At 52.2% G+C, this 16,384-nt stretch carries 14 protein-coding genes; 6 read left to right on the top strand and 8 right to left on the bottom strand.

Annotated features, from left to right (window positions below):
- Positions 1-64: 64 nt before the first annotated feature.
- Together eda and edd are read right to left on the bottom strand one after the other, a co-directional pair.
- Positions 65-685, bottom strand: coding sequence for a bifunctional 4-hydroxy-2-oxoglutarate aldolase/2-dehydro-3-deoxy-phosphogluconate aldolase (gene eda / locus BQ6873_RS17555; protein ID WP_076593813.1), 621 nt, complete (start codon positions 683-685; stop codon positions 65-67).
- Between the two features lies 1 nt (position 686).
- The gene (gene edd, locus BQ6873_RS17550; protein WP_076593812.1) at positions 687-2,615 is read right to left on the bottom strand and encodes a phosphogluconate dehydratase; all 1,929 of its coding nucleotides are present in this window, start codon (positions 2,613-2,615) and stop codon (positions 687-689) included.
- 315 nt (positions 2,616-2,930) lie between these two features.
- Here edd and pgi point away from each other — a divergent pair, with 315 nt between their 5' ends.
- From pgi to BQ6873_RS17525, 5 genes are all read left to right on the top strand, one after another.
- Positions 2,931-4,583 (top strand): glucose-6-phosphate isomerase, encoded by a 1,653-nt coding sequence (gene pgi, locus BQ6873_RS17545; RefSeq protein ID WP_076593811.1) that lies wholly within the window; start codon positions 2,931-2,933, stop codon positions 4,581-4,583.
- Between the two features lie 41 nt (positions 4,584-4,624).
- Positions 4,625-6,094, top strand: a complete 1,470-nt coding sequence (gene zwf / locus BQ6873_RS17540; RefSeq protein ID WP_076593810.1) for a glucose-6-phosphate dehydrogenase — start codon at positions 4,625-4,627, stop codon at positions 6,092-6,094.
- Between the two features lie 15 nt (positions 6,095-6,109).
- Positions 6,110-6,976: a MurR/RpiR family transcriptional regulator gene (locus BQ6873_RS17535; RefSeq protein WP_076593809.1), complete on the top strand. Its 867-nt coding sequence runs from the start codon at positions 6,110-6,112 to the stop codon at positions 6,974-6,976.
- Between the two features lie 88 nt (positions 6,977-7,064).
- Complete coding sequence (gene tal / locus BQ6873_RS17530; protein WP_076593808.1) at positions 7,065-8,000, top strand: transaldolase; 936 nt, start codon at positions 7,065-7,067, stop codon at positions 7,998-8,000.
- 87 nt (positions 8,001-8,087) lie between these two features.
- Entirely contained in the window at positions 8,088-8,669 is a 582-nt protein-coding gene (locus BQ6873_RS17525) for a TMEM175 family protein (protein ID WP_076593807.1), read from the top strand.
- Positions 8,670-8,782: 113 nt separating this feature from the next.
- Here the strand turns inward: BQ6873_RS17525 and BQ6873_RS17520 are convergent, their stop codons facing one another.
- The 6 genes from BQ6873_RS17520 to BQ6873_RS17495 form a co-directional block, all read right to left on the bottom strand.
- Positions 8,783-9,160 carry a DUF3597 domain-containing protein gene (locus BQ6873_RS17520; RefSeq protein ID WP_076593806.1) on the bottom strand — a complete coding sequence of 126 codons (378 nt, stop codon included), beginning with the start codon at positions 9,158-9,160 and terminating at the stop codon, positions 8,783-8,785.
- Between the two features lie 294 nt (positions 9,161-9,454).
- Positions 9,455-10,699 carry a CaiB/BaiF CoA transferase family protein gene (locus BQ6873_RS17515; RefSeq protein ID WP_076593805.1) on the bottom strand — a complete coding sequence of 415 codons (1,245 nt, stop codon included), beginning with the start codon at positions 10,697-10,699 and terminating at the stop codon, positions 9,455-9,457.
- Positions 10,700-10,705: 6 nt separating this feature from the next.
- Positions 10,706-11,365 (bottom strand): HD domain-containing protein, encoded by a 660-nt coding sequence (locus tag BQ6873_RS17510; RefSeq protein WP_076593804.1) that lies wholly within the window; start codon positions 11,363-11,365, stop codon positions 10,706-10,708.
- Positions 11,366-11,463: 98 nt separating this feature from the next.
- A complete protein-coding gene (gene recR / locus BQ6873_RS17505) occupies positions 11,464-12,060 on the bottom strand; it encodes a recombination mediator RecR (protein ID WP_076593803.1) in 597 nt (198 codons plus the stop codon).
- A 37-nt stretch (positions 12,061-12,097) separates the two neighbouring features.
- Positions 12,098-12,424: a YbaB/EbfC family nucleoid-associated protein gene (locus tag BQ6873_RS17500; RefSeq protein WP_076593802.1), complete on the bottom strand. Its 327-nt coding sequence runs from the start codon at positions 12,422-12,424 to the stop codon at positions 12,098-12,100.
- A 52-nt stretch (positions 12,425-12,476) separates the two neighbouring features.
- Positions 12,477-14,492: a DNA polymerase III subunit gamma/tau gene (locus BQ6873_RS17495; RefSeq protein ID WP_076593801.1), complete on the bottom strand. Its 2,016-nt coding sequence runs from the start codon at positions 14,490-14,492 to the stop codon at positions 12,477-12,479.
- 234 nt (positions 14,493-14,726) lie between these two features.
- Here BQ6873_RS17495 and BQ6873_RS17490 point away from each other — a divergent pair, with 234 nt between their 5' ends.
- Positions 14,727-16,382: an isovaleryl-CoA dehydrogenase gene (locus BQ6873_RS17490; RefSeq protein WP_157889189.1), complete on the top strand. Its 1,656-nt coding sequence runs from the start codon at positions 14,727-14,729 to the stop codon at positions 16,380-16,382.
- Positions 16,383-16,384: the final 2 nt, after the last annotated feature.

The raw sequence follows: 16,384 nt of genomic DNA, 5'->3' as shown, positions 1-16,384 counted from the left end.
ACCAAAATCAAACACCAATAAAAAAGCCGCTCAAAGCGGCCTCTTTATCAAAACACCCTAAACATCACCTCAACCCAGAAGCCGCCTTCGCCAAGGCCTCAACCCTCGCCCAATCCCCAGCCGCCAACGCATCCTTAGGCGTCAACCAAGACCCACCCACACACGCGACATTTTTACATGCAAGGAACTGCGCCGCAGTCTCCTGCGAAATCCCACCCGTCGGGCAAAACAACACATCCGGCAACGGCCCAGCAATCGCATTCAGCATCCCGACGCCACCAGCCGGCACAGCAGGAAACAACTTCAATTGATGAAAACCGACTTCACGTGCCGACATTACTTCCGACGGTGTCATCACGCCCGGCAACAAAGGCAAACCACTAGAACGTGAACCTTCGATCAACTCCATCGTCAATCCCGGCGAAACACCAAAAACCGCACCAGCATCACGTGCGGCCACAAAATCTTCACGTCGCGTCAAAGTCCCCACACCAAGAATAGCTTCCGGCACTTGTTCTGCAATTGCGCGGATCGCAGCCAAACCGTGCTGCGTACGCAAAGTCACTTCCAATACGCGTATGCCGCCTGCAACCAGCGCACGCGCCAGCGGCACTGCATGCTTCAAATCATCGATGGCAATGACCGGGATGACCGGCGAGGCACGCATTATTTCCAGCAGATTCATGTCAGTTTCCTATTGGGCGCTCAATCAAACTATCTTCATCGACAAACGGTTCATCGTCCGGCACTGCAAGCGTATTGCTCGTTTTGTCCTCGTCAGTTTCCAACAAAGGTGGTGGCAGACCAAAGGTTGTTGCCCCTTCCTCTGCAGCACTTACTGAGTGACGGAACATCGCAAACAACTCACGTCCCATACCGATTTCGTTTTGCGATAGGTCAGCCGGTTCTGCACCGCGAGCCACCCATTCTGCTTCAGGCACAAGCGCTTGCAGCACGCCGGTTTCCGCATTCAATTGAATGATGTCACCAGTACGCACACGTCCCAATGGACCGCCAGCCAATACTTCCGGCGATACATGAATGGCTGCCGGCACTTTGCCCGAAGCACCAGACATGCGACCGTCGGTAACCAAGGCGACATGGCGTCCCGCATCCTGCAAACTGCCTAACGCTGGTGTCAGCGCATGCAATTCCGGCATACCGTTCGCGCGTGGGCCTTGATGGCGCAATACGGCAATGAAGTCGCGATTCAATTCACCGGCCTGATAAGCATGCATGAAAGCTTCTTGCGAATCGAACACGATGGCCGGCGCCTCCACGATGCGATGCTGCACCTTGACGGCCGATACCTTCACCACCGCACGACCGAGATTGCCTGACATCAGCTTCATGCCACCATCCGTCGAAAATGGCTGACCTGCAGTGCGCAACACATCTGTATTGCCACTGACCGCTGCCGCAGATTTCCAGATTACTTTGTCATCCTGCAAGAATGGTTCGGTCGCATGCGCACGCAAACCACGGCCAAGAATCGTCGTCACATCGTCATGCAATAAACCTGCATCCAATAATTCACGGATTACGAAGCCGGTGCCGCCTGCAGCATGGAAGTGATTCACATCGGCGTCGCCATTCGGATAAATACGTGCAACCAAAGGCGCGATACTAGACAAGGCATCGAAATCGTCCCAATCGATCACTATCCCAGCCGCCTTCGCCATCGCGACCAGATGCAAAGTGTGATTGGTAGAACCACCAGTCGCGAGCAAGGCTACGACGGCGTTGACGATGACCTTTTCATCGACCAAACGGCCGATAGGTGTGTAAGTTTTACCTTGTGCACTGATTTCTACCGCGCGTTGTGCTGCGCTTGCGGTCAAGGCATCGCGCAAAGGTGTATTCGGCGTGATGAAGGCAGCGCCTGGCAAATGCAGGCCCATCACTTCCATCAACATTTGGTTACTGTTAGCTGTACCGTAGAAAGTACAGGTGCCGGCATCGTGATACGACTGCCCTTCTGCGTCCAACAAGGCATCGCGCCCGATTTTCCCTTGTGCATACAGTTGACGTATTCTGGCTTTTTCCGGGTTCGACATGCCGCTCGTCATCGGTCCAGCCGGCACAAATACCGCTGGCAAATGTCCGAAGTGCAATGCGCCGATTATTAGTCCCGGCACGATCTTGTCGCATACGCCGAGATACAAGGCGGCATCGAACATATTGTGCGACAAGGCGATCGCAGTAGACATGGCGATCGTATCGCGCGAAAACAGCGATAACTCCATACCCGGCTGACCTTGCGTAATGCCGTCGCACATCGCAGGCACGCCGCCGGCAAATTGCGCAACACCACCCGCTTTGCGCACTGCATCCTTGATGATTTGTGGAAAACGCTCAAACGGCTGATGCGCCGACAACATATCGTTATAGGCAGAGATGATCGCGATGGATGGATTGGTTTGCTGCTTCAGCACCAGCTTGTCGTTCTGCGGAAACGCAGCAAAACCGTGGGCAAGATTGGTGCAGGAAAGTGTACTGCGCTGCACACCCTTTTGACGCGCATGTTCCAGACGCTGCAGGTAAGCAGTGCGATAAGGCCGGCTACGCTCTACGATCCTTGCGGTTACGGCAGTCACAACAGGATGGAGCGACATATAAATTCCTTGAAAAACAGTTTTGAAATTTTACTACAACAAATTGTATCGAACTACCATCATCTTTTACTTTCCTGCGAAAACGTAAGACTCCTTATCGCGCAAGAAATTCACTCAATGACCGTTTCATTACAAACCATCGAAATGTGACATTCGATTGAACTTTCCATCGGAACAAGTATCCGTTACAGGCGTGCTACAAATAATCGGCCATGCACATTCGTTGTTTGCATTGCTCACAGTAAATTTATTTGTAGTGAAATTACCATAAATTGATGTATAGTTTCAACCAACCTTAGATCGCATCTACTGCCCATGCGCATACCGCTTACTGCCACCATCGCCTTCAAGGCGCTGCAACAGCATCACACCGAGACCAAAGACCGACAAGTCCGTGACTTGTTTGCACAGGACCCTGCTCGCTTCGCCAAATTATCCACTGAAGGCGCAGGTCTGTTCCTTGATTACTCCAAAAATATTGTCGATGACAAGACTATGACATTGCTGTACGCACTCGCCCGCGATACGCAGGTAGAGGCGCTACGTGACGACATGTTCGCCGGCAAAGAAGTTAATCGCACAGAACACCGTGCAGTCCTGCATACTGCCTTGCGCAAACCGCGTAACGAAAAGCTGATGCTGGACAACAAGGACATCGTCCCCGATATACAAGCTGTACTGGATCAGATGGGCGTGTTTGCCGAACGCGTGCGTTCCGGCGAATGGCGCGGCTTCGATGGTCGCGAGATTACCGACATTGTCAACATCGGCATAGGTGGCTCCTACCTTGGTCCAAAGATGACATGCCAGGCACTACGTTCCTTCGCACACCCTCGCCTGATCACGCATTTCGTCTCCAATGTAGACGGGCATGATCTGGATGCCATTTTGTCGCGCGTCAACCCCGCTACGACTTTATTCATCATCGCTTCCAAAAGTTTCCATACCGAAGAAACCATGATGAATGCGCAATCAGCACGCGCATGGTTCTTGAAGCACGCGAGTGAGGCAGATCTCGCCAAACACTTCGTCGCCGTTTCTACCAATCTGGATGCAGTAAAAGCCTTCGGCATCGCACCAGAAAATATGTTTCCTTTCTGGGATTGGGTGGGTGGCCGCTATTCAGTGTGGTCTGCTATCGGCCTGGCACTAGTACTCTCGATAGGCATCGAACACTTCAAAGAATTTCTTGCTGGCGCGCATGCCATGGATCAGCACTTCCAAGATGCGCCACTGGAAAAAAATCTGCCTGTCATCCTCGCCTTGATCGGCATCTGGAACCGTAACTTTATCGGCAGCACATCCATTTCAATCGCGCCTTATCATCAGGATTTGCGTCTATTCCCCGGTTATCTGCAACAACTGGAAATGGAAAGCAATGGCAAGAGCACTCAGGTTGACGGTACAAAAGTAGAAGTCGCAACCTGCCCAGTTATCTGGGGCGATGTCGGCACCAATGGCCAACATGCCTATTTCCAATTGCTGCATCAAGGCACCGACATCATGGCGGTCGACTTCATCGCTGCGCTGACACCATCGCATACGATGAAAGAACACCAGGTCTTGTTACTGGCCAATTGCTTCGCGCAATCCGAAGCCTTTATGCGCGGCAAAAATGCCGATGAAGTACGCGCCGATATGCAGGCACAAGGATTACCAGCAGCAGAAATCGAAAAACTGCTGCCACATCGCATCTTCCGCGGCAATCGCCCAAGCAACACTATTTTGATGGATGCGTTAACCCCGAGCACACTGGGTGCGTTAATTGCACTGTATGAACACAAGGTGTTTGTACAAGGCGCAATCTGGGGTATTAACAGTTTCGATCAATGGGGTGTTGAGCTGGGCAAAATACTGGCAAAAAACATTCAGGCCGAATTGAGTAATCAAACAAAACCTGAGACACACGATAGCTCGACCAATGGTTTGATTGCACGCGCCAAGACTGCACTACAAAACAAACAATAACGTTCTAACGAACACTTACTCATACAACCTTCTTCACTACCATGGCTCTCACCGATTTTGATCTTGTCTTGTTTGGCGGCGGCGGCGACCTGTCGATGCGCAAACTCATTCCTGCGCTGTATGCTCGTGACCGCGCCGGGGATTTGCCTCCTGCGGCACAGATCATTTGCGTCGGTCGCCATAGCTGGAGCCAGGAAGAGTTTGTTAATACGCTAAATGAAAATGCCAAGCCGCATATCAACGAAAAAACCTTAACGCCAGCGGTATGGGAAAAATTCTGCGCCCGTATCAAATACGTTTCGCTGGATGCGAGCAATGTTGATACCTATCAAACGCTGAATGATGCCTTGCGCGATAATCCTGCGCTCACACGCGTCTTTTATCTCGCGACACCGCCTACCCTGTTCGCCAAGATTTGCCACAATCTATCCGCACGTGGATTGGCAACCGAGAATTCCCGCGTCGTTCTGGAAAAACCGCTAGGCCGCGATCTCGCCAGCGCCAAACAGATCAATCAGGAAGTCAGCCTGGTCTTCAAAGAATCGCAGATTTACCGGATCGATCATTACCTCGGCAAGGAAGCGGTACAAAATCTACTCGCACTGCGCTTCGGCAATGTGTTGTTCGAACCACTGTGGCGCCGCGAATGGATTTCCGATGTACAGATCACGATCGCGGAAGAAATCGGCGTCGGCAATCGCATGGGCTATTACGAAACATCTGGCGCCTTGCGTGACATGCTGCAAAATCATTTGCTGCAATTGCTATGTATCGTCGCAATGGAACCGCCGCTATCTGTTACACCTGACGCAGTCCGTGACGAAAAGCTGAAGGTATTGCGCTCACTAAAGCCATTCACGCAAAACGCACTGGCCAAGAACATCATCCGCGGTCAATACCGCGCAGGTCATGTCGATGGAAAAGCTGTTCCCGGTTACAGACAGGAAAAAAATTCCGACCCGGATTCGAATACCGAAACCTTCGTCGCAGTCAAAGCCGAGATCGATACATGGCGTTGGGCCGGCGTGCCCTTCTATTTGCGTACCGGCAAACGCATGGCCGATCAATTGGCAGAAATCGTCGTGCGCTTCAAGGCAATTCCGCACTCCATCTTTGCGCAATCGACCAGCAGCTTCCAGCCGAACTGTCTGGTCATTCGTCTGCAACCAGATGACGGCCTACAATTGAACTTGATGGCAAAAACACCCGGCGACGGCATGCGTCTGAAACCGGTCGAACTCGAACTCGATTTTGCAGAGACCTTCAAAGCACCACGCATGGATGCCTACGAGCGCTTGCTGCTAGACGTATTGCGCGGTCAACTGACGCTGTTCATGCGCAGCGATGAACTGGAAGCAGCGTGGGAATGGGTCGAGCCTGTACTGCGCCACTGGGAACAAGACGGCAACGAACCACTTCCGTATGCAGCTGGCACCTGGGGGCCAGCCGCATCGAGCGCGCTGATCGGCCGCGACGGCCTGCAGTGGCGCGAAGAAGCTTTGCCGGAATAAGCGGAGTACACCCGCATGCTGCTGGATTCAATACGCACACAGTACGACTCACTTTCCAAATCGGAAAAAAGAGTCGCACTCGCCGTATTAGAACAACCCGAACTCGCCATTGCAGAAAACATCACCGCATTGGCAAAAAAAGCCGAGGTATCAGAACCAACGGTCGTGCGCTTTTGCCGCGCCATAGGCTTTGATGGCTGGCAAGCATTCAAGCTGAAGCTGGCGCAAGGTCTGGCACTCTCGCCCGGCACTGGCGAATCACCCATGTTGGAAGACATGGCGGCAGATATCGTCGACAAGGTGTGCAATCGCTCGATCAACACCTTGCTCGATCTGCGCAACAGTCTGGATGCCAACGCTATCGAAAAAGCGCTGCAGGTTTTAGGCAACGCCAACACAATCGAATTTTATGGTCAGGGCACATCCGGTATCATCGCTGCCGATGCACAACACAAATTCTTTCGTTCCGGCGTACCGACGGTCGCCTACTCCGATCCGCACATACACAGCATCGCCGCATCCTTGTTGAAAAAAGGCGATGTCGTGGTCGCCATCTCGCAGCGCGGCAGCAGTCTCTCCCTGCTGCGCAGCGTACAGCTAGCACGTAGTTCAGGAGCTGCCATCATCGTTCTCGCACCCAGTGGCACACCATTGGCAGAGTTGGCGACGATATTGATTCCTATCGACCTGCACTTCCACACCGACCCCTACACACCGATATCTGCACGCCTCGCGCATCTGGTCGTGATCGACATACTTGCAGTCGGACTGGCACTACGCTTAAGCCCTGAGCGTCGCAAGAAAATGGTCAACGCGCAAAAAGCGCTACAAAAATTCGACCTGCAATTCGATTCCTTCCTGCAAGCACCACTGAAAAATTAGCTTTCTTTAGTGTCAGCAAAGATGCAGAAACATTGCGTACAATAAGAGTGTCAATACCGATCATTCCTAGACAACTCACTATTGCGCCATGAACCAACTCGAACAACTGAAGCAATACACCACTATCGTTGCCGACACGGGCGACTTTCAATCGATCAAGGCATTTGCACCGCAAGATGCAACAACCAATCCATCGCTGATCCTGAAGGCGGTGCAAAAGGATGAGTACAAGCCCATCATGGAAAAGGTCGCACGCGACCATGCCGGCAAAAGCACCAACGAAATTATTGACCATCTGCTAGTCGCGTTTGGGCAAGAAATCCTCAAAGTCATTCCTGGTCGTGTCTCAACCGAAACCGATGCACGCCTGTCCTTCGATACTGAAGGCTCCATTGAAAAAGGCCGCACGCTGATCCGTCTGTACGAAGAAGCGGGCATCTCGCGCGATCGCGTGCTGATCAAAATCGCATCGACATGGGAAGGCATACGTGCCGCACAGGTATTGGAACAAGAAGGCATACAATGCAATCTGACTCTGCTGTTCTCCTTACCGCAAGCCATTGCCTGCGCCGATGCACGCGTACAACTGATCTCGCCATTCGTCGGCCGCATCTACGACTGGTACAAGAAATCGAACGGTACCGACTACACCGGCGCGGACGATCCTGGCGTGCAATCGGTTAAACGCATCTACACCTACTACCGCAAGTTCGGTTACGCCACTGAAGTAATGGGTGCAAGCTTCCGCAATACTTCGCAAATCGTCGAACTGGCCGGCTGCGATCTGCTGACTATCAGCCCGGAATTGTTACAGAAGCTAGCCGAATCCGATGCACCGCTGACACGCAAGCTCGTGCCGGCAGAAGCAAAAAATGCAGATCTCCAGAAACTCACGCTGGATGAAAAAACCTTCCGCAGCATGTTGAACGACGATGCAATGGCCACTGAGAAACTGGCTGAAGGCATACGCGCATTCTGTGTGGATGCAGTGAAACTGGATAAATTGGTTGAAGCGTTGAAATAATCCAAGCGACGGAAGACGCTACGTTCTTCCGTCTTACTTGCTGGCAGTTTTTACAAAAGGTCACTCCCTTAAAAACGTGAGGCAAGTATGGGAAAAAGTCGGGTCGAAGCATTCAGCGATGGTGTCATCGCCATACTCATCACCATCATGGTGCTGGAATTGAAAGTGCCTCACGGCGAAAGTATCGAAGCTCTCAAACCGCTCATTCCTGTATTTCTGAGTTATGTATTGAGCTTTATCTATCTCGGCATTTACTGGAACAACCATCACCACATGTTGCACACCACTGAAAAGGTCAGTGGTGCAATGCTATGGGCTAATCTGCATTTGCTTTTCTGGTTATCGCTAATTCCCTTCGTCACTGGCTGGATGGGCGAAAACCATTTCGGTGCCATGCCGTCGGCAATTTATGGCGTGATATTGCTCATGTCTTCCCTTGCCTACTGGGTGCTTGAACGTTTGATCATCTCCGCTCAAGGAAAGAACTCTCTCTTGCAACGTGCGATTGGCAAGGACTGGAAAGGCAAGATATCACCCGTTCTGTATGCCATCGCCATTCCAGCTGCCTTCTGGTTTGAATGGATTTCCATCAGCATCTATGTGCTGGTTGCTATCTTGTGGCTGGTACCTGACAAACGTATAGAGCGGGTATTTGAAAGAACAGAATAAATTCTTTAAGCAGAAGACACGAATCATGCTCTTCCTGCCTTGAATGAAAAATGCGGATCGTATTTCACTTCATCAGTGAAACACGATCCGCATTTTTTATAAAAACTAACTTATCAGTGCTTCAATGCATCCGGCACCTTGCCACCATTTTCGGATACCTTGATCATCACTTGCTTGTGCAACCAGATATTCATGGATGCCGAATCGTTGGTATCGCCGGTGTAATTCAACTCTTGCGCCAAAGTTTTGCGAGCAGTCAGACTGCTATCCATATCCAGCAGCTTCATCAAATCGACAATAGAAGTACTCCAGTTCAGCTTCTGTGGATTTTTTTGTGCCAAGCCATTCAGAATGGCTTCCACATCGACTTGTTGAGCCGGTGTGGCTGGTGCTGCAGGCGCTGCTGATGTAGTTGCCGCAGGTGTAGATGGAGCCGGAGCGGCGTGTGAGGATGGAAATATCTTGCTGAAAATAGTACTGAGAATACCCACGATGTACCTCCTTTGAAAAAATCGGAAAGTCGATGGAAATCTATACTGCAAACAGCTTTGCTACGATAAAACCAATACGGCGAAGTTCCCTTGCGAATTTACTTCATTAGCATGACAACACAAAAATCATCCTGTTTCAACAAGACAGGAACACATAGAGTGTGCTCTGCCATTGAGGAAATCAGTTAAAAAGCAAACCGTTAAACGTCCAGTAGCCAAGTAAGAAAAGCACCAAAGCAATGGCAAACTGCTTAAAGAAATTTTTATTCATGTCGTCCTCTGTTCGCGGCGTTTTTAGACTACGCCGTCGCGTCTTAATTCGGCAATGCCCGCATCATCATAACCCAGTGTGCGTAATACATCATCCGTATGCTCACCCAAAGCTGGGCCCAGCCATTTTGTTTCACCCGGCGTTTCGGACAATTTAGGCGTGATGGCAGGCAGCTTGATAGGTGTGCCGTCTGCAAATGCATGCTGCTCAAACATCTTGCGCGCAAGAAATTGTGGATCACTCATCATGTCGCGTATCGAATAGATTTTACCCACCGGCACATCGGCCTTTTGCAATATTTCAAGCGCGCTTGCTATAGTCTGCGTCGCGCACCATGCTTGTATTGCTGCATCTATCTCTGCAGTACGTGGCACACGGCCATCGTTGCGTGCCAACTGAGTATCGTTAGCCAGATCGTCGCGTCCCATCGCCAGCATCAAACGCTTGAAGATGGCATCACCATTGCCGGCGATCACGATGTTTTCACCATCACCAGTCCTGTAGGTATTCGATGGCACGATGCCAGGTAAAGCACCACCAGTACGTTCACGTACCACGCCTGCGTAATCGTATTCCGGCACCAGCGATTCCATCATATTGAACACTGCTTCATACAAAGCCACATCTATCATCTGACCTTGCCCAGCAACCAACTCATCGCCGTTCTTGCCGTTCCAACGGCCGCCGGTTGTATCACGATGACGCAACGCCATCATCGCGCCTATGACGCCATGCAAAGCAGCCACCGAATCGCCTATGGAAATCCCAACACGCAATGGTGGCCGATCCGGGAAGCCGGAGACATAACGTAATCCGCCCATCGACTCACCTATCGCGCCAAAGCCCGGCTGATCTTTCAACGGTCCGGTCTGACCGAAACCGGATAGACGCACCATGATGGTTGCCGGATTTTCCGCCTTCAATTGTTCGTAACCTAACGACCATTTTTCCAGCACGCCGGGTCTGTAATTCTCGATGATGATGTCTGCTTCCAGCGCCAGCTTCTTGGCTATCTCTTGTCCGCGTGGATCTTTCAGATTCAAGGTCAGACTTTTCTTGTTACGCGACTGCACCGACCACCACAACGAAGTGCCATCCTTCAATACGCGCCATTGACGAATTGGATCGCCGCCATCCGGCGATTCGATCTTGATAACGTCTGCGCCAAATTCTGCCAGCATGCGCGAGCAGAATGGGCCTGCGATCAATGTGCCCAGCTCCAGAACCTTGATGCCGGCCAAAGGGCCGGATGATGCTGTTTTCTTCATGTGTTTTTAGATATGTGCAAGTTCGCGTAATTCGGACTCGAGATTCAAGCGCGCTTGATGTTCAAGCGTTGCTGCCATGGTCGGTGTAAAAAATAAGGATGGTCGTTCCAGAAAGCGCTGCAAAAATTTACCACGCGCGATCCGATATTCCTCTATCGGCACCCAACTGTATTCAGCCCGTATGACTTCGCTATATTCCTTGTAGACAGCTTCTTTTGCACCAAGAATAGTGAGATCCATATCGAGGAACAAGGGCAGATCAACGATGCGCGGCGAGGTAATTTCATGTCGCTCGGTGGCGATGATGCATTCCATGACTGGCGGAATATGGTGTTCATCGATTTGCATTGCAATCATGGCTCGACGCGCCCATTCCGCACTACGCCGTTCATTGTCTTTCAGATGCGTATCGTAAATCACGTCGTGGAACCAAATAGAGAATTCCACTATTTCTGGTCGATTGATTTGATGGCGATGGGCTTCTGCATAGCGTAGCAAGACCATGACATGCGATAGATTGTGATAAGTACGATGTGGCTCAGAATAATGCCGGATCAATTCATCCCATACCGCATCGGATGCCGCACGATCGGCAGAAACTGAAGTCACCAGCGTTTGCCATTTTGCGCGCAACCAACTTTGATTTTCTGGAGAGTGGGTAAACATTGCGATCACCTTTATAAAAGATGAAACATCAAGCTGTAGTACCGTTTGCAAACTATGCTATCGACGCCTGATGACGACGATATTACAGGCATTAGGTATTAGGTCGTACGTCTATCCAGCATCGCACGTGCGATTGTGCCGGCATCGACATATTCCAGCTCACCACCAACCGGCACCCCACGCGCCAGACGACTGACTTTCAAGCCGCGCGCTTTCAGCGTCTCGCTGATGTAATGCGCAGTTGCCTCACCTTCATTGGTGAAATTGGTCGCCAGCACGACTTCCTGCACGATGCCATCAGTGGCACGACCGATCAATTTTTCCAGATGTATATCTTTGGGACCTATACCATCGAGCGGCGACAAACGTCCCATCAATACGAAGTACAGGCCCTTGAACGTCAACGTCTGTTCGATCATCAATTGATCGCCCGGCGTTTCGACCACGCACAACAAGGCTGGATTGCGTTCCGCATCAAGACAAGTTTCGCATACTGCATGTTCGGTGAAGGTATTGCACATCGCACAGTGCTGCACCTTCTCCACCGCTTGCGACAAGGCACGACCGAGCATGGCAGCGCCATCTCTGTCGTGCTGCATCAAGTGATACGCCATACGTTGCGCAGACTTAGGGCCTACACCCGGCAGGCGGCGCAATGCTTCGGTCAAAAAATCGAGACTGGATGGCGTTTTCAAAAAGCGGCTTCTTTCAACAGGCTACGAAAATTAAATCTTAGAAAGGCATTTTGAAGCCAGGAGGCAAAGGCATGCCAGCAGTTGCACCGGACATTTTCTCTTGCGATGTCGCTTCTGCTTTACGCACTGCATCGTTGAATGCTGCAGCAACCAAGTCTTCCAACATGTCTTTGTCGTCAGCCAGCAAGGATGGATCGATGGACACACGTTTCACATCGTTTTTGCACGACATGACGATCTTGACCAAGCCTGCGCCAGATTGACCTTCGACTTCAATCAATGCCAACTGCTCTTGCATCTTTTTCATGTTGTCTTGCATTGCTTGCGCCTGCTTCATCAGGCCAGCCAATTGGTTTTTCATCATGATGTTGCTCCTTTAAATAATTCGGATTGAAGAAATGGATAGTTCTGCGTGATCAAACCGGCTTGACCGATCCCGGCACGATGGTCGCACCGAATTCACGCATCAGTTTTTGTACGAAGGGATCTTCCTGCATCGATTGTTCTGCATCACGTTGCCGCTCGGCGCGGTCTGCCATCGCAGCTGCACTGGCGGTGTGTTCTACGGCACCTATCGTGGTTTGCACGCGTATGGTTTGGCCAAAATGTTCGGACAATACAGTCGTCAATTTTTCTGCACTGCCATTAGCCAGCAAGACATCTACCGCCACCAGCAAGTCAAAGGTAATCTGCGCGCTCTCGGGAGTTGGTCCGCATTTGAGCAATTCGCTCTGCAAAGCCAATTGTTGCGCGACGCCACGCACCGGCAAGATAGCCGCCAGCGCAGGCCAGTTGCCATCCCATTTCAGGCTCTCTACCGGATGCAATGTGAACGCACGTGCAACACGCGGCGCTTCCACCACAGGTGCTGGCATTACTACGGGTTCTGCTACTGCGGCAGATTCCGGTTCAGTTTTTTTTTGAGCCACAGGGCTGGAAAACTCTTGCTCACCATTGCTGCCGGCAAACGGCGGCTCATCATCCCACGGTGGTGCCGGTGCCATATCGATGGACGGCGATCTATCTACCACTGCCGTTGCCACCGGAGCAGCAGGAGCGGCCGGAACTGGAGGCGCAACTGGCGCACGCGCTGCAGGTGCCGATGGTGCAGCACCCTTGACGCCGGCACGCGCTGCTTCCAGCGCAGCACGCGCCGGGCTCATCGCTCCTGTCGGGCGAGCAACCGGTGCACTGGTGCTGGCTGCTTGCGGTGCTGCGCTCAAGCGTGCAGCTGGTGCGGCAGCAGTTGGTGCCGGCGCTGCTGGACTTGCCGTTGCAGCCGGACGTGCCGCAGGAGCAGCAGCGACGGCAGGTTTGGCTTCGGCCGGACCAAAGCCCGGACGGAAAGCCAGCATGCGCAACAAGGTCATCGAGAAGCCGGCATATTCATCCGGTGCCAAGCCCAATTCATTACGGCCATGCACGGCAATTTGGTAAAACAGTTGTATTTCTTCTGCATCGAACAGCGCGGCCAATCGCAGCACGTCATCGTATTCCGGCAGATCGTCGGGTACTGCAGCCGGCACCGTCTTGGCCAAGGCTATGCGATGCAACAAAGAACCCAGGTCCTGTAAGGCTGCGTTATATGACAGGCTGCGTGTTGCCATCTCATCAGCAACTGCCAGCAAACCCGCGCCATCTTTCTCAGCCAATGCATCGAGCAAGCGTATCAAGAAGGATTGATCGAGCGCACCCAACATGCCCTGCACTGCATCCAGCGTGACTTTACCGGCGGCGTAGGCAATCGCCTGATCAGTTAATGACAAGGCGTCGCGCATGGAGCCGTGTGCGCCTTGCGCCAGCAAACGCAACGCAGGTGTTTCGAATTCGATATTTTCCTGCCCGAGGATATTGTCCAGATGCGAGACGATATGGCCGGGCGGCATTTGTTTCAGATTGAATTGCAGACAACGTGACAAGACGGTGACCGGAATTTTTTGCGGATCGGTTGTTGCCAGTATGAATTTGACGTGTTCCGGCGGCTCTTCCAGCGTTTTCAGCATCGAGTTGAACGCATGGTTGGTGAGCATGTGCACCTCATCGATCATATAGACCTTGAAGCGCGCATTCGACGGTGCGTACACCGCCTGCTCCAGTAGCTGCGCCATTTCATCGACACCGCGATTCGACGCGGCATCCATCTCTATATAGTCAACAAAGCGGCCGGCATCAATCGCGACGCATGCATCACACACACCGCAAGGCGTTGACGTAATGCCACCATTACCGTCCGGGCCTATGCAATTGAACGATTTGGCCAAAATCCGCGAGAGCGTGGTCTTGCCAACACCGCGTGTACCTGTGAACAGATAGGCATGATGCAGACGTTGATTATCCAGCGCATGCGTCAAGGCTCGCACGACGTGCTCTTGCCCGACGAGAGTGTCGAAGCTTTTCGGACGATATTTACGGGCAAGAACTTGATATGACATAGGGCCGTTCGTGAATAAGGGCAAACCGCATTTTACCTGACACCGGCACCGGATTTACAGTGTTCATTCTTTCTCGCTGTAGAGCGCGCTAATCCGCCAAAAAATAGCTGTTCAGACTAGCCATAAATGGCTATTTATGGCTCGCTCCATTAAAAATTGGCGTCAGACAGCACCTGGTTATAGACTGAACCATCTTGCAACTGTATGCAGCGTCAGCCGGCAAAGGAGTTTTCCATGCAATGGCCTACCCATGAAGTCAGCAATCAAGCACCCGATCTGCACGATTACAACCTGTACACAAGCGATAAGGCCTTGGTCACCAGCGTACAACGCGAACAAGCCGCCTGGTTTGAACAGGATTTGATTCGTCTGGGCGCACAACTAGGCAAGCAGGAAACATTGCAACTCGGCCAACTCGCCAATCATCACCTACCCGAACTGCAAACCCACGATCGCTTCGGCAATCGCATAGACGCCGTCGAATTTCATCCCAGCTGGCATCAATTGCTCGCCATGCAACGTCGCGAGAATCTGCACGCAATGCCGTGGTCGCAACCACGAGCCGGCGCGCACATCGCACGTACTGCTGCTTATTACTTGCAAGCACAGGTCGAATCCGGCTCCTTGTGCCCGATCACGATGACCTTTGCCGCTATTCCCTTGCTGCAAAAGGAAACCAAGCTGTTTTCCACATTAGAAGCAAAACTGTTTTCCCGCGAACACGACGTACGCGATCTGCCGCTAGCGCAAAAAAATTCCATGCTGATCGGCATGGGCATGACGGAAAAACAAGGCGGCTCCGATGTCCGCAGCAACACGACCGTCGCCCGGCCGCTGAATGGCAGCGGACGCGGTGCCGAATATGCGTTGACCGGACACAAATGGTTTTTCTCAGCACCAATGTGCGACGCGCATCTGGTACTGGCGCGCACCGATGCCGGTCTGTCCTGTTTCTTCGTACCGCGCTGGCGTCCTGATGGCAGCAAGAACACAATCTTGATACAACGACTGAAAGACAAACTGGGAAATCGCTCCAACTCCAGCAGCGAAGTGGAATTCCAGGATGCCTATGGCGTAATGGTTGGTGAAGATGGACGCGGCATACCCACCATCATAGAAATGGCCAATCACACACGGCTCGATTGCGTAATCGGCAGCGCAGGTTTGATGCGCAATGCTTTGGTACAGGCGATACATCATGCACGACACCGCAGCGCATTCGGCCTGCCTTTGGCTGAACAGCCTTTGATGCAAAACGTCTTGTCAGATCTATCGCTGGAAAGCGAAGCAGCAACCTTGTTGATGCTGCGTCTGGCACGCGCGGTTGAATCACCGGATGATCCACTGGAACGCGCATGGCGTCGCATCATCACACCGGCTGCCAAATTCTGGACATGCAAACGCGCGCTGGAATTTACCGGCGAGTGCATGGAAGTCTGGGGCGGCAACGGCTATGTCGAAAATGCACCTATGGCGCGCATGTATCGCGAAGCGCCGGTCAATTCGATCTGGGAAGGTTCCGGCAATGTGATGTCTCTGGATGTGTTGCGTGCGATTGCCAAAGAACCGGAGAGCTTTAACCTGCTACTGGAATCTCTGCTCGACACAGCAGTTGAACATGCCGGCTTGCGTGAGCGTATAGCGGAACTACGCAGCGATTTGAAGGCGTCGCCATCACAACAAGAGATGCTGGCACGCCGTTTTGCGCAACGCTTGGTGCTGACGGCACAAGCTTGCCTGATGTTACAAACTGCACCGCCGGCGATTGCCGAAGCATTTATCGATAGCAGACTGGATGCTGAGTGTGGCCGCGTATTTGGCACACTCAGCGATGCGCTCGCGCCATCGGTACTGCAACAGGAAATTCTTGCTCGTGCCTGGCCGGTCTGATT

The organism is Herminiimonas arsenitoxidans (assembly GCF_900130075.1).
GTDB classification, from domain to species: domain Bacteria; phylum Pseudomonadota; class Gammaproteobacteria; order Burkholderiales; family Burkholderiaceae_D; genus Oxalicibacterium; species Oxalicibacterium arsenitoxidans.
This window is presented reverse-complemented; position numbering and strand designations above follow the sequence as displayed.